At 70.1% G+C, this 19,880-nt stretch carries 14 protein-coding genes, 2 rRNA genes and 1 pseudogene; 3 read left to right on the top strand and 14 right to left on the bottom strand.

From position 1 onward, the window contains the following. The first annotated feature begins 30 nt into the window (after positions 1–30). Positions 31–1,659, top strand: coding sequence for a PucR family transcriptional regulator (locus OG897_RS11795; protein WP_266655517.1), 1,629 nt, complete (start codon positions 31–33; stop codon positions 1,657–1,659). A gap of 52 nt (positions 1,660–1,711) precedes the next feature. On the opposite strand, the gene OG897_RS11790 is transcribed toward OG897_RS11795, so the two are convergent. From OG897_RS11790 to OG897_RS11765, 6 genes are all read right to left on the bottom strand, one after another. Next, the gene (locus OG897_RS11790) at positions 1,712–2,869 is read right to left on the bottom strand and encodes a glycosyltransferase family 4 protein (protein WP_266655515.1); all 1,158 of its coding nucleotides are present in this window, start codon (positions 2,867–2,869) and stop codon (positions 1,712–1,714) included. Positions 2,870–3,012: 143 nt separating this feature from the next. Beyond that, positions 3,013–3,735, bottom strand: a complete 723-nt coding sequence (locus OG897_RS11785) for a hypothetical protein (protein WP_266656766.1) — start codon at positions 3,733–3,735, stop codon at positions 3,013–3,015. 57 nt (positions 3,736–3,792) lie between these two features. After that, entirely contained in the window at positions 3,793–5,532 is a 1,740-nt protein-coding gene (gene recN / locus OG897_RS11780; RefSeq protein WP_266655513.1) for a DNA repair protein RecN, read from the bottom strand. A 459-nt stretch (positions 5,533–5,991) separates the two neighbouring features. Further along, on the bottom strand, positions 5,992–6,897 hold the full coding sequence (locus OG897_RS11775) for an NAD kinase (protein WP_266656764.1): 906 nt from the start codon (positions 6,895–6,897) through the stop codon (positions 5,992–5,994). A gap of 104 nt (positions 6,898–7,001) precedes the next feature. Continuing rightward, positions 7,002–7,817, bottom strand: a complete 816-nt coding sequence (locus OG897_RS11770; RefSeq protein ID WP_266655511.1) for a TlyA family RNA methyltransferase — start codon at positions 7,815–7,817, stop codon at positions 7,002–7,004. Between the two features lie 6 nt (positions 7,818–7,823). Further along, the gene (locus tag OG897_RS11765; protein WP_266656762.1) at positions 7,824–8,060 is read right to left on the bottom strand and encodes a hypothetical protein; all 237 of its coding nucleotides are present in this window, start codon (positions 8,058–8,060) and stop codon (positions 7,824–7,826) included. Positions 8,061–8,160: 100 nt separating this feature from the next. On the opposite strand from OG897_RS11765, the gene OG897_RS11760 reads away from it, so the two are divergent. Then, positions 8,161–8,511, top strand: a complete 351-nt coding sequence (locus OG897_RS11760; RefSeq protein ID WP_266655509.1) for an SCP2 sterol-binding domain-containing protein — start codon at positions 8,161–8,163, stop codon at positions 8,509–8,511. On the opposite strand, the gene OG897_RS11755 is transcribed toward OG897_RS11760, so the two are convergent. The 4 genes from OG897_RS11755 to OG897_RS11740 form a co-directional block, all read right to left on the bottom strand. Then, entirely contained in the window at positions 8,495–9,301 is an 807-nt protein-coding gene (locus OG897_RS11755) for an ABC transporter ATP-binding protein (RefSeq protein WP_266656760.1), read from the bottom strand. The two genes, OG897_RS11760 and OG897_RS11755, sit on opposite strands and share 17 nt — an antisense overlap. A gap of 76 nt (positions 9,302–9,377) precedes the next feature. Further along, a complete protein-coding gene (locus tag OG897_RS11750; protein WP_266655507.1) occupies positions 9,378–10,436 on the bottom strand; it encodes an iron chelate uptake ABC transporter family permease subunit in 1,059 nt (352 codons plus the stop codon). Between the two features lie 20 nt (positions 10,437–10,456). Next, positions 10,457–11,389: an iron ABC transporter permease gene (locus OG897_RS11745; RefSeq protein WP_266656758.1), complete on the bottom strand. Its 933-nt coding sequence runs from the start codon at positions 11,387–11,389 to the stop codon at positions 10,457–10,459. 190 nt (positions 11,390–11,579) lie between these two features. Beyond that, positions 11,580–12,620, bottom strand: a complete 1,041-nt coding sequence (locus OG897_RS11740; protein WP_266655505.1) for an HAD-IIA family hydrolase — start codon at positions 12,618–12,620, stop codon at positions 11,580–11,582. Between the two features lie 73 nt (positions 12,621–12,693). Here OG897_RS11740 and OG897_RS11735 point away from each other — a divergent pair, with 73 nt between their 5' ends. Then, on the top strand, positions 12,694–13,977 hold the full coding sequence (locus OG897_RS11735) for a DUF1015 domain-containing protein (RefSeq protein ID WP_266655502.1): 1,284 nt from the start codon (positions 12,694–12,696) through the stop codon (positions 13,975–13,977). Positions 13,978–14,052: 75 nt separating this feature from the next. On the opposite strand, the gene OG897_RS11730 is transcribed toward OG897_RS11735, so the two are convergent. The 4 genes and pseudogenes from OG897_RS11730 to OG897_RS11715 form a co-directional block, all read right to left on the bottom strand. Beyond that, positions 14,053–14,853, bottom strand: coding sequence for a tetratricopeptide repeat protein (locus OG897_RS11730; protein ID WP_266656756.1), 801 nt, complete (start codon positions 14,851–14,853; stop codon positions 14,053–14,055). 693 nt (positions 14,854–15,546) lie between these two features. Continuing rightward, positions 15,547–16,209: pseudogene (locus tag OG897_RS11725) on the bottom strand (hypothetical protein); the annotation flags it as partial. Between the two features lie 240 nt (positions 16,210–16,449). After that, positions 16,450–16,566, bottom strand: a 5S ribosomal RNA gene (gene rrf / locus OG897_RS11720). A 107-nt stretch (positions 16,567–16,673) separates the two neighbouring features. Continuing rightward, positions 16,674–19,798 (bottom strand): 23S ribosomal RNA (locus OG897_RS11715). Between the last annotated feature and the right edge of the window lie 82 nt (positions 19,799–19,880).

The raw sequence follows: 19,880 nt of genomic DNA, 5'->3' as shown, positions 1-19,880 counted from the left end.
GGAACATCCGCCCGGGTACCGTCCCGATCCATGGACACGCAGGGCGGAATCACCGTGCAAAGGGCGCTTGAACTGCCGGGACTCCGCAGCGGACTCCCGGAGGTCGTGGCGGGCGCCGACCGGCTCAACAGGACCGTGCGCTGGGTGCACGCCGGGGAGGTCCCCAACATCGCCTCCCTGCTCAAGGGCGGCGAACTGCTGCTGACCACCGGGCTCGGTCTCGGCACCCGCCCGGCGGAACAGCGCGCCTTCGTGCGCAGGCTGGCCGACCGGGGCATCGCGGCGCTCGTCGTGGAGCTGGGGCCGCGCTTCAGCCGACTGCCGTCCACCCTCGTGGAGACCGCGCGGGCGGCCGGACTTCCGCTGGTGCAGCTGCACCGCGAGGTGCCGTTCGTGTCCGTCACCGAAGAGGTGCACACGGAGATCGTCAACGGGCACTACACCCTGCTGCGCCAGGCCGAAGAGGTGCACAGGCGCTGCACGGAGGCGCTGCTCGGCGGTGGCGGGGTGCCGCAGGTGCTGGGCATCCTCGCGGACTTCACCGCCAACCCCGTCTTCCTGGAGACCGCCGACGGGCAGTTGCTGTACGCCGCCGGGCCGTCGGCCGGGGACTCCGGCGCGGACCCGCTCCAGGTGTGGGAGGGACTGCGCGGGCAGCGGGAGGCCCGCGAGTCGGGGCCTCCCGCGAACGGGGTGCTGGTGGACGTGCCAGGGGGCGGACACGGGGCGGGCTCGGTGCGGGCCCGCCTGGTGCTGCTGGGCGTGGCCCGTCCGCTGCTGCCGGTGCACCGGATGGCGGCCGAGCGGGCCGCGGACATCCTCGCCGTCGTACTGATGCAGGCGCGCCAGGAGGAGGAGCTGGCGGCGCGCGGTCGCGGCGACTTCCTCACCGACCTCGCGCAGGGCCGCATCTCGGCGGATGAGGCGCCCGGGCAGGCCCGCGTGCTGGGCTTCAAGCCGGGCGAAGGACCGCTGCTGCCGGTGGTGATGCGGCTGGCCGCCGAACTGTCGCCGTCGGGGAACTGGGCGGTCCTCGCGCGGGCCGTACTGGAGGAGCTGGCGTCGGTGGGCGTACCGGTCCTCCTCGGTGTGCGTCCCGTGGAGGGGCGGGTGCCGCTGCTCCTGGGACTCCGTACGGAATCGGAACGCACTGCCGTGGCCGACCGGGTCGCCGCCGCACTGCGGGCGGGCGTCGAGCGCGCCGGGCTCGGCAGGGCGGGCGCGCACCCTCCTGTGGTGGTGGTCGGCGTCGCGGGCGGCTGGGCCGCGGCCTCTGCCGGACTGCGGCACGCGGCGGAGACGGCGACGGCGGCCCAGGGCCTGCACGACCAGCCCTGGTACGACGCCCGCCGTCTCGACATCGACCTCCTGCTGTGGCGGCTGCGCGACCATCCTGACCTGGCGGCGTTCGTGGACCGGGCGATCGGCCCGCTGCGCGACCACGACAGGACGTCGCGCCCGCCGCTGCTGCCCACCCTGGAGACGTACCTGGCGCACGCGGGCCGCAAGGCGGAGACCGCCCGCGAACTGCACCTCAACCGGCAGACGCTCTACAACCGCCTCGCCCGCATCTCGGAGCTCCTGGGCACCGACCTGGACGACCCGCAGACGGTGCTGGCACTGAGCCTGGCGCTGCGGGCCCGGCGGCACACCTCCTGACCCGGACGGGTCAGTTCTGGCCCGTCAGCCCTGGCCCGTCAGCTCTGGCCCATCAGCTCTGCCCCGTCAGCTCGTCGTAGACGCTGAGCACCTGCGCCACCGTCTCGTCCTCCGTCGGCCAGGTGGCCGCCTGCCGCCTGCCCTCCTCGGCGAGCACCGCACGCCGGTCCGGGTCGGCGAGCAGCCCGAGCACGGTGTGCGCGAGCGCCTGCGGATCCCCGTACGGTACGAACTCGGCGGCCTCGCCGACCAGTTCGGGGATGCCGCCCACCCGGGTGGCCACCAGCGGCACCCCGGCGCGCAGCGCCTCCTGGGCGAGCACCGAGCGGGCCTCCCAGCGGCTGGGCAGCACGGCGACGTCGGCGGCGGCGAGGAGTTCGGCGATGTCGTCGCGGCGGCCGAGCAGGCGCACCGGAAGGTCCTCCGACTCGATGCGGCGCTGGAGCGCGGCCCTCTCGCGGCCCTCTCCGGCGATGGTGACCAGGGGGGCGGGGTCGAGGTCCCGCCAGGCGCGGGAGGCGTCCAGGAGGACGTCGTAGCCCCGGTACGGCACCAGACTGCCGACGGCCATCAGTAACGGCCGCTCCACCGCACCCAGGTCGGCCCGCGCCTTGCTCTCCCGGAAGTCGTCCGGCGGGCGGGGCGCGGGCACCGTGACGGGGGTGAGGCGGGCGTCCCTGGCGCCCCGGCTGCGGGCCCGGTCGACGAGGTCGGACGAGGTGCCCAGGACGACGGCCGCGGCCCGTGCGGCACTGCGCTCCATGAGCCGTACGACGTGACTGCGGGGGCCCTCCGCGTGGGCCCGGGTGTGCCAGGTGACGACGAGCGGGACCCGGCCGCCGCCGTGTCCGGCGCGCGGGCCCTGCGCCCCGCCCCGGGGTGCCCGCCCGCCGAGGGCGAACGCGGTCCGTACGGCCGCGTGCAGGCCGTGCGCGTGGACAATGTCCGCACCGGTACAGGCGGCCCGCAGCGCCGCCACCGACACCGGGTCGCTGCGCCGGGGAACGGTCACCACGTCGGCGCCCACCTCCGCGAAGTCGTACGCGCTCTCCAGCTCGGCGGGGGCGCACACGGTGACCCGTACGCCCCGTGCGACGAGCCCTGCGGTCAACGACCTGACGTGCGCGCTGCTGCCCGCACTGCCGCCGCCGAGCACCTGGACGGCGCTCAGCTGCGACTGTCCGTACGGCGGTGGCGAGGTGCTGCTCACGGTGGTGGGTGCTCCTGAAGTGGGGTCCTCGTGCTGGGGCCGTACCGCGCCAAGGATGCCAGCCCGCAGGGCTGTTGGGGCACCACAAGCGCCCCGGCCCTTTCACTTCGTGCCCGGCACCACCCACACGAGTGATCGCCCGATCAGGACGCACCCGCCGCACGGCTGACCCGGTCGCCGCAGGCCGCCGCCGCGACCAGGGCGGCGGCGTGCAGGGCGAGCCCGGTGCGGCCGTTCCCGGCCACGATCGCCGCACCGATTCCGGCGCCGAGCGCGTGCGCCCCCGTGTCGCCGATCATCGTGCGCCTCTTGAGGTCGTCCTCCAGCACTGTCGCGGCGGCCCCCACGGGTGCTGCGGCGAGTGCTCCCGCCGCACCCTTCCTGAGGAGCCCGGGAGCGCCCAGCGCGAGCACTGTCCCGACGGCCCGCCCCGGACGCACGTCCACCAGATTCACGACGTGTGCGGTGCCCGCGACGACCACTGCCGCGAGCACCCTGTCGACGACGCCCTCTGTGAGGAGTGCCCCCGCCGCCAGTCCTGCCGCGCCGATGCCCAGCAGCTTGACGGCACCGCTGGTGACCTCGCCCTGACGCAGCGCCCCGAGATGCGCCCCGAAGCCACGCCGGGGGTCGTCCTTGCCGACCATGTCGTCGTACGCCCCGCAGCCCCCGGCGACGAGCACCGCGAGCACGGTGGCGGCCTTCGCCCGTGCGGGCACCGCAGGGGACGCGGCGACGGAGGCCGCGACGCCCAGTGCGGTGGCGGGCCCGGCGTACAGGTCGACGACCGCGCCCTCGAAGTTCTTCCGCTCCCACAGGGCGGCCTCGCCCGGCGGCCACCGCCGCAACCCGCTCCGTACGGCCAGAGCCGCCCCCACGGCGCCCAGCACACCCGCCGCGCGCCCGCCCGTGCCCCGCTTCACCTACGCGTCCGCCCTCGCCGTCGCCAGCAGCTCTTCCGCGTGCGCCCGCGCCGTCTCGGAGTCCTCCTGGCCCGCGAGCATCCGCGACAGCTCCCGCACCCGGTCCTCGCCCTCCAGGACGGTGACACCACTCCTGGTGACCGATCCGTCGTTCGTCTTCTCCACCAGCAGCTGCCGGTCCGCGAACGCCGCCACCTGCGGCAGGTGCGTCACCACCACCACCTGTGCCGACTTCGCCAGCTTCGCGAGCCGCCGCCCGACCTCGACGGCCGCCTTGCCGCCGACTCCGGCGTCGACCTCGTCGAAGAGGTACGTCGGAACGGGGTCCGACCCGGCGAAGACGACCTCCACCGCGAGCATCACGCGCGACAGCTCACCGCCGGACGCGCCCTTGCCGATGGGCCTCGGGTGCGCGCCGGGGTGCGGGGCGAGCAGCAGCTCGACCTCGTCCGCGCCCGAGGAGCCGTACTGGACCGCACGGCCGCCGACCTCGATGCCGTTGACGGGGTCCTCGGTCTGCCGGATGTCGATGGACACCCGGGCGTGCGGCATCGCGAGGGACGCCAGTTCCTCGGTCACCGCGTCGGCGAACCGCGCCGCGGCCTCCGTACGGGCGTCGGTCAACGCCTGCGCCAGCAGCGACAGCTCGCCGCGCAGGATGTCGCGCTCGCCCGTCAGCTCGCCGATCCGGTCGTCGTCGCCGTCCAGCTCGGTGAGCCGCTCCGCGCCGTCCTGCGCCCAGGCGAGCACCGCGTCGATGTCCGTCCCGTACTTGCGCGTGAGCTGCGTCAGCGCCGCCCTGCGCTCCTCGACGGCGGCCAGCCGCAGCGGGTCGGCGTCCAGGTTGTCGGCGTACCCGGCGAGTTCGCCCGCCACGTCGCCGAGCAGGATGCCGATCTCGCCGATCCGCTCGGCGAGGGCGGCCAGCGTCGCGTCGTGCGACCGTACGGCGTCCACGGCCCGCTGGGCGCCCGCGACGAGGGTGCTCGCGTCGACGCCCTCGGGGTCCTCCGGGTTGCCCGCCAGCGCGGCGTGCGCGACGGCGGCGGCGGAGGCGAGCGCCTCCGCGTGGCCGAGCCGCTCCGCCTCGGCGGCGAGTTCGGCGTCCTCCCCCGCGAGGGGTTCGACGGCGGCGATCTCCTCCAGACCGAAACGCAGCAGATCGGCCTCCTGGGCGCGTTCGCGCGCCCGCGTGGTGATCTCGTCGAGCTCCAGGGAGACGGCCTTGAGACGGCGGTACGCGGTCACGTACTTGGCGTGCGGCACGGAGACGGCGTCGCCCGCGTACCGGTCGAGGGCCTGCCGCTGCCGGGACGGCCGCAGCAGCCCCTGCTGGTCGGTCTGCCCGTGCACGGCCACCAGGTCGTCGGCGAGCTCCGCGAGGACGCCCACCGGCACCGAACGCCCGCCGAGGTGGGCGCGCGAACGCCCCTCCGCGGAAACCGTCCTGCTGACGATCAGCGCCCCGTCCTCGATCTCCGCCCCGGCCTCTTCGGCACGCAGCGCGGCGGGGTCGCCGGGGCGCACCGTGAGCCGCCCCTCCACCACCGCCGCCTTGGCCCCGAGCCGCACCAGGGCAGGGTCGGCCCGGCCTCCGAGCAGCAGCCCGAGACTGGTGACGACCATGGTCTTGCCCGCTCCGGTCTCGCCGGTCACCGCCGTGAAACCGGGTGACAGCTCGACGACAGCGTCGTCGATGACTCCGAGCGACCGTATCCGCATCTCCTCCAACACGGACACGACCTTACGAGGTCCCGAGCCCCCCGTGCGACGGCCCCCGTCCGCCGCCCTCCTCCCAAGCTGTACGGAACCCGGGGAAATCCCCACCTTGATCTCTGCGGCTCGTGTCATGGGGCGCGCCTGCCCCGCCCGCACGCCCTGATTCCGCCGCAGTGGGTGACATGGCGGTCGTCCTGTTGATCGGTTCCCTCTCCATGTCGACTTTCGTGGTGGCGTCCACGACGGGCACGGCCGCCGCCCGGCAGCACAGGGAACCCGCACTCGCACTGATGCGCACGGTGGGCGCGCGCCCCCGACGGGTGCGCCGTGCGCCGCCGCGCGACCACCGTGGTCGGCGGGACGGCGCAGGAATCCTCGAAGAAGGTGCACTGCACGGTGCACCGAAGGGTGTCAGGGCGGTGCACCGAAGGGTGTCAGGGCAGCGCACCGAAGGGTGTCAGGGCAGCGCACGGAAGGGTGTCAGTGCGGTGCGCCCCGCCACCCCGACACGGGCAGCGCGAACTTGGCCACCAACCGGTCCGTGAACGACGCCTGGTGCAACCGCGCCAGGCGTACGGGCACGGCCCCCCGGCGCACCTCCACCCGCGCTCCCGACGGAAGTTCCACGGTCCGCCGCCCGTCGCACCACAGCACCCCATTGGGGGTGTGCGGCTGCACCTCGACCGCGAGCACCGAGTCGGGCGAGGTCACCAGCGGCTTCGCGAAGAGCGCGTGCGCACTGATCGGCACCATCAACAGCGCCTCCACCTCCGGCCACACCACAGGGCCTCCGGCCGAGAAGGCGTACGCGGTGGAGCCGGTCGGCGTCGCGCAGACGATGCCGTCGCAGCCGAACCCGGTGACCGGACGCCCGTCGATCTCCAGCACCACTTCGAGCATCCGCTCCGGCGACACCTTCTGGACGGCGGCCTCGTTGAGCGCCCAGTCCTCGTGGATGACGTCACCGTTGTCATGCACCAGGACGTCGAGCGTCATCCGCTCCTCGACCTCGTACGAACGGGTGACGACCCGGTCCACGACCTTGTCCAGGTCGTCCCGCTCGGCCTCCGCGAGGAACCCGACCCGGCCGAGGTTGACGCCCAGCATGGGCACCCCGGACGCACGGGCGATGTCCGCGCCGCGCAGCAGCGTGCCGTCACCGCCCAGCACGATCAGCAGTTCGCACCCGTCGAGGACGTCCGGGGTCGCCTCGACGACCGTCTCCACGGACGAAGGCAGCGGCAGGTCGACCGCCTCGGACTCCAGCAGGCGCACGCCGAGGCCGCTCTTCAGCAGCCCCTCCACGACCAGTTCGGCGCTGCGGATGGCCGCGGGCCGCCCGGTGTGCGCGAGCAGGAACACGGTGCGCTCAGCGGCCGGTTCCAGCACACGCGCCGACTCCGGCGCACCTGCCGTGCCGACCGCACTTGGCGTGCCAGCCGCACCCGACGTGCCGGTCGCACCTGATGTTCCGGTCGTCCCTGTTGTGGTCACCGAGGCCCCTCCGCCACTGCACGGTCAACATCCGCGGGGTCGAGCTCGGGTGCTCCGGCCCTCAGCCACAGAAAGTACTCGACGTTCCCGGACGGGCCGGGCAGCGGACTGGCCGTCACGCCCTGCACTCCGAGCCCGAGCCCCCACGCCTGGCGCGCGACATTCCGTACGGCGTCCGCCCGCAGCTCGGGGCTCCGCACCACTCCCCCGCTGCCCAGGCGCTCCTTGCCGACCTCGAACTGCGGCTTCACCATCAGCACCAGATCGGCGTCCGGAGCCGCGCACCGCGCGAGCGCGGGCAGCACGAGCCCCAGCGGAATGAAGGACAGATCGCCCACCACGACGTCGACGGGCACCCCGTCGATCATCTCCAGGGTCATCTCGCGGACGTTCGTACGGTCCTTGACGGTGACCCGCTCGTCGGACTGCAACGACCACGCCAGCTGCCCGTACCCGACGTCCACCGCGACGACGTGTCCCACGCCCGCCCGCAGCAGTACGTCCGTGAAGCCGCCGGTGGAGGCCCCGGCGTCCAGCGCCCGCCGCCCCTCGACCTTCAGGCCCAGCGGAGTGAACGCGGTCAGCGCCCCGGCCAGCTTGTGACCGCCGCGCGAGACGTAGTCGGGGTCGTCGTCGTCCTGGAGCACCACCACGGCCGCGGCCGTCTCGACCTGGGTGGCGGCCTTCGTCGCCACCGCCCCGCCGACCTTGACCCGGCCCGCGGCGATGAGCTGGCTCGCGTGCTCCCGCGAGCGGGCGAGCTTCCGGCGGACCAGCTCGGCGTCCAGGCGGCGTCGCGCCACTCCTGCCACGTGTGTTCAGCTCCTGTTGTCGTACGGGGTAGCGGGGGGCGCCGGAGGTCCCGGGCGTGCGTCGAGTGCGGTCAGCGTCTCGCGCAGCCCCCGGTGTACATCCTCGTACACCTCGATGTGTCCGTCGGCCGTGAGGTGGTCGACGTCGGCCAGCCGCTCCAGCCGGGCGTCCACCTCGGGGTGGCCGGTCGTGCCGCGCACGACCCCGAGCGGGGCCGGAGCGGCCGGGTCGTACGCCACCATGCCCCCGGCCCCCTCTGTCTCAGCGGCCCCGGAGCCCGCCGCGTCCTCTGCGTCCATGGTCATGACGCTACCGCGAAGCCCTGCGGTACGGTCGGCCCTGATGGCGACCATGCAGGAGTGCCGTGACGCACTCGACAGACTCTCGGAGAACCTCACCCGCTCCGACCACGACGGCGTGCGCGGCGTCGCGGGTTTCGACCGCACGCTCAGCTGCCACATCACCGACCTCGACGCGACCTTCACCGGCCGTCTGACGGACGGCCTGATCACCGTCGAGGACACCAGAGCGGGCCCACCGCACGAGCGCGCGCAGATCCGCCTCGCGATGGCGGGCGACGACCTGGTCTCCCTCGTCGACGGCGAGCTGAACTTCGCGAAGGCGTGGGCGTCCGGCCGGGTCCGCCTGGAGGCGGGCTTCCGCGACCTGCTGCACCTCAGGAAGCTGCTGTAGCCGTACGGACCTTCCTCGCGGCCGGCACCACCAGCGGCGTCCCCGTCTCCGGGTCCGCGATGACCTGGCACTTCAGCCCGAAGACCCGCTCCACCAGCTCCGCCGTGACGATGTCGGACGGCGCCCCCTCCGCGACGACCTCGCCGTCCCGCATGGCGATGAGGTGGGTGGCGTAACGGGCCGCGTGGTTGAGGTCGTGCAGGACGGCGACGAGAGTGCGCCCCTGTGTCTCGTGCAGCTCGGCACACAGGTCGAGTACGTCGATCTGGTGCTGGATGTCGAGGAAGGTGGTCGGCTCGTCCAGGAGCAGCAGAGGCGTCTGCTGCGCGAGCGCCATGGCGATCCACACCCGCTGCCGCTGCCCGCCGGACAGCTCGTCGACGTACCGCTCGGCGAGTTCGCCCACACCGGTCGCGGCCATCGACTCCTCGACGACCCGCTCGTCCTCGGGCGACCACTGCCGCAGCAGCCCCTGGTGCGGGTAGCGGCCACGGGCCACCAGGTCGGCGACGGTGATGCCGTCGGGCGCGATCGACGACTGCGGCAGCAGACCGAGGGTCCTGGCGACCTTCTTCGCGGGCATCGACCCGATGACCTGGCCGTCGAGCAGCACCCGCCCCTGCGAGGGCTTCAGCATCCGCGCCAGGGCACGCAGCAGCGTCGACTTGCCGCAGGCGTTGGGGCCCACGATCACGGTGAAGGAACGGTCCGGAATCGCGACCGAGAGGTTCTCGGCGATGACCCGCTCGTCGTAGCCGAGAGTCACCGATTCCGCGGCGAGGCGCTGCATGGCCGTCGTACTCCTCACATCGTTCTTCGTCATGTCCGGGCCATTCCCGTCAAAGCCGTCACGCCCGCCCAAGCCGTCACAGTCGCCCCGCCCTGCGTTCCGTCACCAGCAGCCACAGCAGATAGCAGCCACCGACCACACCGGTCACCACGCCCACCGGAAGCTGCCGTTCCCCGAACGCCGACTGGGCCACCCAGTCCGCCGCGATCAGAAGCGCCGCACCCATCAGCGCGGAGGCCACCAGGTTCGGCCCCGGGGCCCGGGTCAGCCGCCTTGCGACCTGCGGCGCGCTGAGCGCCACGAAGGTGATGGGCCCGGCGGCGGCCGTGGCTGAACCCATCAGCAGGACGGCCGCCAGGATCAGCACCACCCGAGCCCGCTCCACGGGCACGCCCAGCGCGTACGCCGCGTCGTCGCCCATCTCCATCATCCGGAGCGACCGCCCGTGCCGCAGCACCAGCGGTACGAGCACCGCGCACGCCGCAGCCATCGGCCACACCTGCTCCCAGCCCCGGCCGTCGAGCGTGCCGGTGATCCACAGCATGGCCTCCGTGGCGTCCATGAGGTTGGCCTTGGTCAGCAGGTACTGCATGACGGCGGTCAGCATGGCGGAGGCGCCGATGCCGACCAGCACCAGCCGGTAGCCGTGCACGCCCCGCTTCCAGGCGAGCAGGTAGACCAGCACGCCGGTCACCAGACAGCCGACGAGCGCGCCGGCGGCGATCGCCCAGCTGTCGCCGTGGAAGAGCACGATGACCAGCAGTGCGCCCACCATCGCCCCCTGCCCGAAGCCGAGCATGTCGGGGCTGCCGAGCGGGTTGCGCGAGATCGACTGGAAAACCGCCCCGGACAGCCCGAGCGCCGCACCGACGAGCAGCGCGGTCAGCACCCGGGGCAGCCGCAGATCCAGCACGACGAACTCCTGCGACACCGCCCCGTTCCCGAGCAGCGTCTGCACCACGTCCCCCGGCGACATCGGGAAATCACCGCTGCCCACCAGCACGAGCAGCACCGCGACCGCCAGCGCCACCAGCCCGATCACCAGCGTCAGCACGACCCCACGGGCGTCGAACCGCAGCGAAAGCCCGCCACCGAGACGCACCGCCCGGGTCTTCTTGGGCGGAGGCACCTGCATCTCCGTACGCGTACTCGTCCTCACAGCTGCCCCATCCGTCGCCGCCGTACCAGGTGGATGAAGACCGGACCGCCGATGAGCGCGGTCACGATGCCGACCTGGAGTTCGGAGGGCCGCGAGACGACCCGGCCCAGCACGTCGGAGCCCAGCAGCAGTACGGGCGCGAGAACGGCCGCGTACGGCAGGATCCACCGCATGTCCGGGCCGGTGACGGCCCGCACCAGATGCGGCACCATCAGCCCGACGAAGACGATCGGCCCGCACGCGGCGGTGGCCGCGCCGCAGAGCAGCGTCACCGCGACCATCGACAGCACTCTCGTACGGGTCAGACGCACGCCCAGTGACCGTGCGCTGTCCTCGCCCATCTCCATGGCGTTCAGCGGCCTCGCCAGCACCAGCGCCAGCACCAGCCCCGCCACGATGAACGGCCACACCTTGCCGACGACCGCCATGTCCGCGGACGCGAGGGACCCCACGGTCCAGAAGCGCAGCCGCTCCAGGGCCGCGGAGTCCAGCAGTTGTACGGCGTTCACGTAGCCGAAGAGCGCGGCGGTGGCCGCCGTCCCGGCGAGCGCGAGCCGTACGGGCGTGGCCCCCCGGCTCCCGCCGAGCAGGTACACGACCGCCGAAACGACCCCGGCGCCGAGGAACGCGAACCACACGTACCCGGTCAGGGACGTCACCCCGAAGAAGCTGATCGCGGACACGACGGCCGCCGAGGCCCCCGCGTTCACGCCCAGAACGCCCGGCTCGGCCAACGGATTGCGGGTCAGCCCCTGCATGACCGCACCGGCCATGCCGAGGGCCGCGCCGACCAGGATGCCCAGGATCGTGCGCGGCACGCGCACGTCCCGCACGATGACGTCGTTCCCGGTCCCGGAGTAGTGCCACAGCCCGTGCCACACGTCCCCGACCGGGATCGTCTTGGCACCGACCGCGATGCTCGCCAGCATCAGCAGCACCAGGACACCCAGGGCGGCGAGCAGCCCCAGCACACGGACAGAATTCCGTTTCCGGGACGCGGACGGAGCGGAGCCAGGCTTCACGCTCTGCTCCGGAAGACTCTCAACCAACACCTAGTAAGGCTAGCCTAACTCTCCCCCCGCTCCCTCCCAGGCCCCTCTCCTGCCCGAGGACCGCCTCCTATCCCAACCCCACCTTCTTCACCGCCTCGGCCACCTCCAGCAGGCAGCCCGCATCCCCCGCCTGCCCCCACGCAGCCGCACACATCGCCCGCAGCCCGTCCATCGCATCCCCTTCCCCGTCAACCACCAACGCCTCTCCCTCCACCCGAGCCGTCCAGCCCCCGCACACGAACTCCGACTCCCCTTCCCCCGCCGCCACGTCCGGCTGCCCCACCAGCAACCCCCGCAGATCCGCGTCCACATACGTCGGCCGGTACTTCGCCTCCGCCCTCAGCAGCTGCACCGCATCCGTCACCCCGGTCAGCACCAGCAGCGAATCCACACCCCCCGCGTTCGCACCTTCGATGTCGGTGTCCAGCCGGTCCCCGACCACCAACGCCCGCTCCGCCCCGGTCCGCAGGATCGTCTCCCGGTGCATCGGCGGCAACGGCTTCCCCGCCACCTGCGGCTCCGCCCCCGTGGCGATCCGTACGACCTCCACGGCCGCCCCGTTCCCCGGCGCGATCCCCCGCGCACTCGGAATGGTCAAGTCCGTGTTCGACGCGAACCACGGCACCCCGGCCCTGATCGCGTACGACGCCTCCGCGAACCGGTTCCACGCCATGTCCGGCCCGCCGTACCCCTGCGCCACCGCCGCCGGCGCGTCATCGGCCGAGTCCACGGGCACCAGCCCGCGCTCCCGCAGCGCGACCCGCAGCCCCTCCCCGCCGATCACCAGCACCCGCGACCCCTCGGGCACCTGCTCGGAGATCAGCCGCGCCACCGCCTGCGCGGACGTGATGACGTCCCCCGCATCCGCCGGAACCCCGAGCTCCGTCAAGTGCGCCGCCACGGCCTCCGGCGTCCGCAGGGCGTTGTTCGTCACGTACGCCAGACGCATGCCGCCGTCCCGCGCCACCCCCAGCGCGTCCACCGCGTGCTCGATCGCCTCGCCGCCCGCGTACACCACCCCGTCAAGATCCAGGAGTGCGGTGTCGTACGCCTCCCTGAGCGGCGTCCCACTGCTGCCCGGACGGTTCCTGCCCTGCTGCTGGCTCATTTCGATCCACTCCTCGCTCCACTGCCGTTCCCCCGATCATCACCCATCGCCCCACCCCACTTACGATGCACCAATGACCACACCAGGGCCGGACGGGGACCACGGCCTGCGACTTGTCCCCCTGCGCGGACTTCGCTACGTCCCGGAGGCCGTCGGCAGCCTGTCCGCCGTGACGTCTCCGCCGTACGACGTCGTGGTCCGCCCCGACGGCCTGCTGCATCTGGAGTCCGCGGATCCGCACAACATCGTGCGGCTGATCCTCCCTCAGGCGGACACCGCCGCCGCCCGCCACCGGCAGGCCGCGCGCACGCTCCACGACTGGATCGCCGAGGGCGTCCTCGCCCCCGACCCCGTTCCCGCTCTCTACGTGTACGAGCAGTCCCGGGACGGTCTCCTCCAGCGCGGCATCATCGGCTCCCTCGCGCTGTCCTCCGCCGAGGAGGGGATCGTCCTGCCCCACGAGGACGTCATGCCGCACGTGGTGGAGGACCGCGCCGCCCTGATGCGCGCCACGGCCGCCAACCTGGAGCCCCTCCTCCTCACCTACCGCAGCGCCCCCGGCCCGACCGACCCCGCGACCGTCATCGACCGCACGGTCGCCCGTCCCCCGCTCCTCGCCACCACCACGGAGGACGGCTTCCACCACCGCCTCTGGTCGATCACCGACCCGGCCGAGATCGCCGAGGCCGCCGCGGACCTGTCCGGCCACCAGGCGCTCATCGCCGACGGCCACCACCGCTGGGCGACGTACCTCCGCCTCCAGCAGGAGCACCTCCCGGCCTCCACCCCCTGGGACTTCGGCCTGGTCCTCCTGGTCGACACGGCCCGCCACCCCCTCCAGGTCCGCTCCATACACCGCCTGCTGCACCGTCTCCCGGTCGCCGACGCCCTGGCCGCCGTCGGCGATTCCTTCCGGGTACGCCACCTCCCCGGCCCCCTCTCCGAAGCTCTGGCGGCTCTGGCCGAGGCCGCCTCGCACGGCAACGCGTTCCTCCTCGCGGGCGACGGTACGTACCACCTCCTGGACCGCCCCGATCCGGACCTCCTCGCCCGCACGGTCCGCGCCGACCGCCCGGATGCCTGGCGCACCCTGGACGCCGCCGTCCTGCACGAGACGCTCCTCTCCCACGTCTGGCACGTCCCCGACGCCCCCGAGGACATCGCGTACATCCACGACACGGAAGCCGCCGTGGAACAGGCCGAACGCAACAACGCCACGGCGGTCCTCATGCACCCCGTCCACGAGGAAGTCGTACGCGACCTGGCCCGCCAGGGCGTCACGATGCCCCGCAAGTCCACCTCCTTCGGCCCGAAACCGGCCACCGGCCTGGTCCTGCGCAGCCTCGACGTCAACTGACCTTCCCCCTCCCCCTCCCCAGAACGCAGAAAAGGGCGGCACCCCGGAATCCCGGGGTGCCGCCCTCCTTCACTCTCAGCCCTTGTCGGCCTCACGCTCGACCGGCGCCTCAACCTCGGCCTCGACCTCAACCTCGGCCTCGACGGGAGCCACCACGGGCTCCTCCTCGACCGGCACCTCGACGACGTCGTCCTCGGCCGCCTCCGTCACCTCGACGACGACCGTCTGCTCGTCGCCCTCGTTCTCGTCATCGTCCTCGTCGAGCGCGTCGACGAACTCGACACCGTCCAGCTCGGCGAGCCGGTCCGAAGCGTCCGTCGTACCGTCCTTGTCCGCCTCCACCGCCTTCGCGAACCACTCGCGCGCCTCGTCCTCACGCCCCGCCGTCAGCAGAGCGTCGGCGTACGCGTACCGCAGTCGAGCGGTCCACGGCTGTACGGAGCTGGAACCCAGCTCGGGCCCCTGGAGCGTGACGATGGCGGCGTCGATCTGCCCCATGTCCCGCCGCGCACCGGCCGCGACCAGCCGCATCTCGACCTGTCCGGCCTTGTCCAGCTTCTGCACCTCGGGCTCGCCCGCCATGGCCATCGCCCGCTCGGGGCGGCCGAGGCCACGCTCGCAGTCGGCCATGACCGGCCACAGCTCGACGGTCCCGGTCATCCGACGGGTCGCCCGGAACTCGGCAAGCGCCTCCGTGTACCGCTGCGTGGCGTACGCGGCGAAACCGGCGGCCTCCCGCACGGCCGCCACACGCGATGCCAGCCGCAGGGCGATGCGCGAGTACTCGTACGCCTCTTCGGGCTCGTCGTCGATCAGCTTGGCCACCATCACCAGGTTCCTGGCGACGTCCTCGGCCAGCGTCTTCGGCAGGCTCATCAGCTCCTGACGCACGTCCGGGTCGATCTCGCGGCCCGTGACGTCGTCCGGGATCGGCAGCCGCTTGATCGGCTCACGGTCACGGTCGTCCCGACGGAACCCACCCCGGTCGCCACCCCGGTCGTCCCGCCCACGGAAGCCACCGCCGGACCGGTTGTCGTCCCGACGCGGCCCCCGGTCGTCCCGGCGCTCGAACCCGCCACCGGAACGGTTGTCGTCCCGGCGGAAGCCTCCACGGTCGCCACCACGGTCATCCCGGCGCTCGAAGCCACCACCGGCCGGACGCCCACCACGGTCACCACTGGGCCGGTCATCCCGACGGAACCCACCACGGTCACCGCTGGGACGCTCGTCCCGACGGAACCCACCACGATCGCCACTGGGCCGGTCGTCCCGACGGAAGCCTCCGCGATCGCCGCCACGGTCGTCACGGCGCTCGAAGCCACCACCGGCCGGACGCCCACCACGGTCACCGCCGCCGGAGCGGTTGTCGTCGCGACGGAACCCGCCACGGTCACCCCCACCGGAACGGTCGTCACGGCGGAAGCCTCCACGGTCGCCACCACGGTCATCGCGGCGCTCGAAGCCACCACCGGCCGGACGCCCACCACGGTCACCACTGGGCCGGTCATCCCGACGGAACCCACCACGGTCACCGCTGGGACGCTCGTCCCGGCGGAACCCACCACGGTCACCGCTCGGCCGGTCGTCCCGACGGAAGCCTCCGCGATCGCCGCCACGGTCGTCACGGCGCTCGAAGCCACCACCGGCCGGACGCCCACCACGGTCACCGCCGCCGGAGCGGTTGTCGTCGCGACGGAACCCGCCACGGTCACCCCCACCGGAACGGTCGTCACGGCGGAAGCCACCACGGTCGCCACCACCAGAACGGTTGTCGTCACGACGCTCGAAGCCGCCACCAGCGGGACGTCCACCACGGTTGTCGTCACGGCGGAACCCGCCGCGGTCGCCGCCGCCGGAACGGTTGTCGTCACGGCGGAAGCCACCCCGGTCGCCGCCACCAGAACGGTTGTCGTCACGACGCTCGAAGCCGCCACCGGCCGGACGCCCGCCACGGTCACCGCTGGGCCGGTCGTCCCTGCGGAACCCGCCACGGTCGCCGCCGGAGCGGTTGTCGTCACGACGGAAACCGCCGCGGTCACCGCCACCAGAACGGTTGTCGTCACGGCGGAAACCGCCACCGGTCGAGTTGTTGTCGTCGCGTCGGCCGTAGCCGCCACCGGCCGGACGCCCGCCACGGTCACCGCTCGGCCGGTCGTCGCGGCGGAAACCGCCACGGTCGCCGCCGCCGGAACGGTTGTCGTCGCGACGGAAGCCACCACGGTCGTTGTCACGACGGGGGCCGCGGTCGTTGTCACGACCACCGCGGTATCCGCCCCGGTCACCGCTGTCACGGTGACGCGGCTCGCGCTCCGGACGATCGTCAGGAGAGTTGGTGGACATGGGTGACTCCTAGTCTTCGGCAACGCAGTCATTCTCGCGCAGTCGGCCATCCGACGCGCTTCGGGCAGAAAAACAAAAAAGGACCCTTGGTCCCAGCATGAACGCTGGGACCAAGGGTCCTTTTGAAAGATTGTTCGGCGGCGTCCTACTCTCCCACAGGGTCCCCCCTGCAGTACCATCGGCGCTGAAAGGCTTAGCTTCCGGGTTCGGAATGTAACCGGGCGTTTCCCTAACGCTATGACCACCGAAACCCTATCGGTTTCGAGCGAACAAGCACACTCTTCAATTAAGTGGGTTCTGCTCTTTACCAGCAACTGTTCGTTGCTTCAGAACTAACACAGTGGACGCGAGCAACTGAGGACAAGCCCTCGGCCTATTAGTACCAGTCAGCTCCACCCGTTACCGGGCTTCCACATCTGGCCTATCAACCCAGTCGTCTACTGGGAGCCTTAACCCCTCAAAGGGGGTGGGAATACTCATCTCGAAGCAGGCTTCCCGCTTAGATGCTTTCAGCGGTTATCCTTTCCGAACGTAGCCAACCAGCCATGCCCTTGGCAGGACAACTGGCACACCAGAGGTTCGTCCGTCCCGGTCCTCTCGTACTAGGGACAGCCCTTCTCAATATTCCTACGCGCACAGAGGATAGGGACCGAACTGTCTCACGACGTTCTAAACCCAGCTCGCGTACCGCTTTAATGGGCGAACAGCCCAACCCTTGGGACCGACTCCAGCCCCAGGATGCGACGAGCCGACATCGAGGTGCCAAACCATCCCGTCGATATGGACTCTTGGGGAAGATCAGCCTGTTATCCCCGGGGTACCTTTTATCCGTTGAGCGACAGCGCTTCCACAAGCCACTGCCGGATCACTAGTCCCGACTTTCGTCCCTGCTCGACCCGTCGGTCTCACAGTCAAGCTCCCTTGTGCACTTACACTCAACACCTGATTGCCAACCAGGCTGAGGGAACCTTTGGGCGCCTCCGTTACTCTTTAGGAGGCAACCGCCCCAGTTAAACTACCCATCAGACACTGTCCCTGATCCGGATCACGGACCTAGGTTAGACATCCAGCACGACCAGAGTGGTATTTCAACGGCGACTCCACCATGACTGGCGTCACAGCTTCACAGTCTCCCACCTATCCTACACAAGCCGAACCGAACACCAATATCAAACTGTAGTAAAGGTCCCGGGGTCTTTCCGTCCTTCTGCGCGAAACGAGCATCTTTACTCGTAGTGCAATTTCACCGGGCCTATGGTTGAGACAGTCGAGAAGTCGTTACGCCATTCGTGCAGGTCGGAACTTACCCGACAAGGAATTTCGCTACCTTAGGATGGTTATAGTTACCACCGCCGTTTACTGGCGCTTAAGTTCTCAGCTTCGCAACCCCGAAAGATCACTAACCGGTCCCCTTAACGTTCCAGCACCGGGCAGGCGTCAGTCCGTATACATCGCCTTACGGCTTCGCACGGACCTGTGTTTTTAGTAAACAGTCGCTTCTCGCTGGTCTCTGCGGCCACCCCCAGCTCATGAAGTAAATTCAATCACCGGTGATGGCCCCCCTTCTCCCGAAGTTACGGGGGCATTTTGCCGAGTTCCTTAACCATAGTTCACCCGAACGCCTCGGTATTCTCTACCTGACCACCTGAGTCGGTTTAGGGTACGGGCCGCCATGAAACTCGCTAGAGGCTTTTCTCGACAGCATAGGATCATCCACTTCACCACAATCGGCTCGGCATCAGGTCTCAGCCTTAATGTGTGACGGATTTGCCTATCACACGGCCTACACCCTTACCCCGGGAACTACCACCGCCCGGGTTGGACTACCTTCCTGCGTCACCCCATCGCTTACCTAGTACAGATCCGGGTCACCGGCTCCACCACTTTCCTTTCCCCGAAGGGTCCGGAACGGCTTCACGGGCTTAGCATCGTCTGATTCAGTATTGGGCGTTTCAAAGCGGGTACCGGAATATCAACCGGTTGTCCATCGACTACGCCTGTCGGCCTCGCCTTAGGTCCCGACTTACCCTGGGCAGATCAGCTTGACCCAGGAACCCTTAGTCAATCGGCGCACACGTTTCTCACGTGTGTATCGCTACTCATGCCTGCATTCTCACTCGTGAACCGTCCACAACTCGCTTCCGCGGCTGCTTCACCCGGCACACGACGCTCCCCTACCCATCCCAGCAGGCGTTGGCCCTATTGCTGGAATGACACGACTTCGGCGGTACGCTTGAGCCCCGCTACATTGTCGGCGCGGAATCACTTGACCAGTGAGCTATTACGCACTCTTTCAAGGGTGGCTGCTTCTAAGCCAACCTCCTGGTTGTCTCTGCGACTCCACATCCTTTCCCACTTAGCGTACGCTTAGGGGCCTTAGTCGATGCTCTGGGCTGTTTCCCTCTCGACCATGGAGCTTATCCCCCACAGTCTCACTGCCGTGCTCTCACTTACCGGCATTCGGAGTTTGGCTAAGGTCAGTAACCCGGTAGGGCCCATCGCCTATCCAGTGCTCTACCTCCGGCAAGAAACACACGACGCTGCACCTAAATGCATTTCGGGGAGAACCAGCTATCACGGAGTTTGATTGGCCTTTCACCCCTAACCACAGGTCATCCCCCAGGTTTTCAACCCTGGTGGGTTCGGTCCTCCACGAAGTCTTACCTCCGCTTCAACCTGCCCATGGCTAGATCACTCCGCTTCGGGTCTAGAGCGTGCAACTCAATCGCCCTATTCGGACTCGCTTTCGCTACGGCTTCCCCACACGGGTTAACCTCGCTACACACCGCTAACTCGCAGGCTCATTCTTCAAAAGGCACGCAGTCACGACTGCATGTGCAAGCACATACAGCGACGCTCCCACGGCTTGTAGGCACACGGTTTCAGGTACTATTTCACTCCGCTCCCGCGGTACTTTTCACCATTCCCTCACGGTACTATCCGCTATCGGTCATCAGGGAATATTTAGGCTTAACGGGTGGTCCCGCCAGATTCACACGGGATTTCTCGGGCCCCGTGCTACTTGGGTGTCTCTCAAACGAGCCGTTGATGTTTCAGCTACGGGGGTCTTACCCTCTACGCCGGACCTTTCGCATGTCCTTCGCCTACACCAACGGTTTCTGACTCGTCTCACGTCCGGCAGAACGTGAAAGAGAGATCCCACAACCCCGCATGCGCAACCCCTGCCGGGTATCACACGCATACGGTTTGGCCTCATCCGGTTTCGCTCGCCACTACTCCCGGAATCACGGTTGTTTTCTCTTCCTGCGGGTACTGAGATGTTTCACTTCCCCGCGTTCCCTCCACATACCCTATGTGTTCAGGTATGGGTGACAGCCCATGACGACTGCCGGGTTTCCCCATTCGGACACCCCCGGATCAAAGCTCGGTTGACAGCTCCCCGGGGCCTATCGTGGCCTCCCACGTCCTTCATCGGTTCCTGATGCCAAGGCATCCACCGTGTGCCCTTAAAAACTTGGCCACAGATGCTCGCGTCCACTGTGCAGTTCTCAAACAACGACCAGCCACCCATCACCCCGGACAACATCCGAGTGCACTGGGAC

The organism is Streptomyces sp. NBC_00237, assembly GCF_026342435.1.
In the GTDB taxonomy this organism is placed as follows: domain Bacteria; phylum Actinomycetota; class Actinomycetes; order Streptomycetales; family Streptomycetaceae; genus Streptomyces.
The sequence above is the reverse complement of the archived record's forward strand: the minus strand, read 5'-3'. Positions and strand labels throughout refer to the sequence as shown.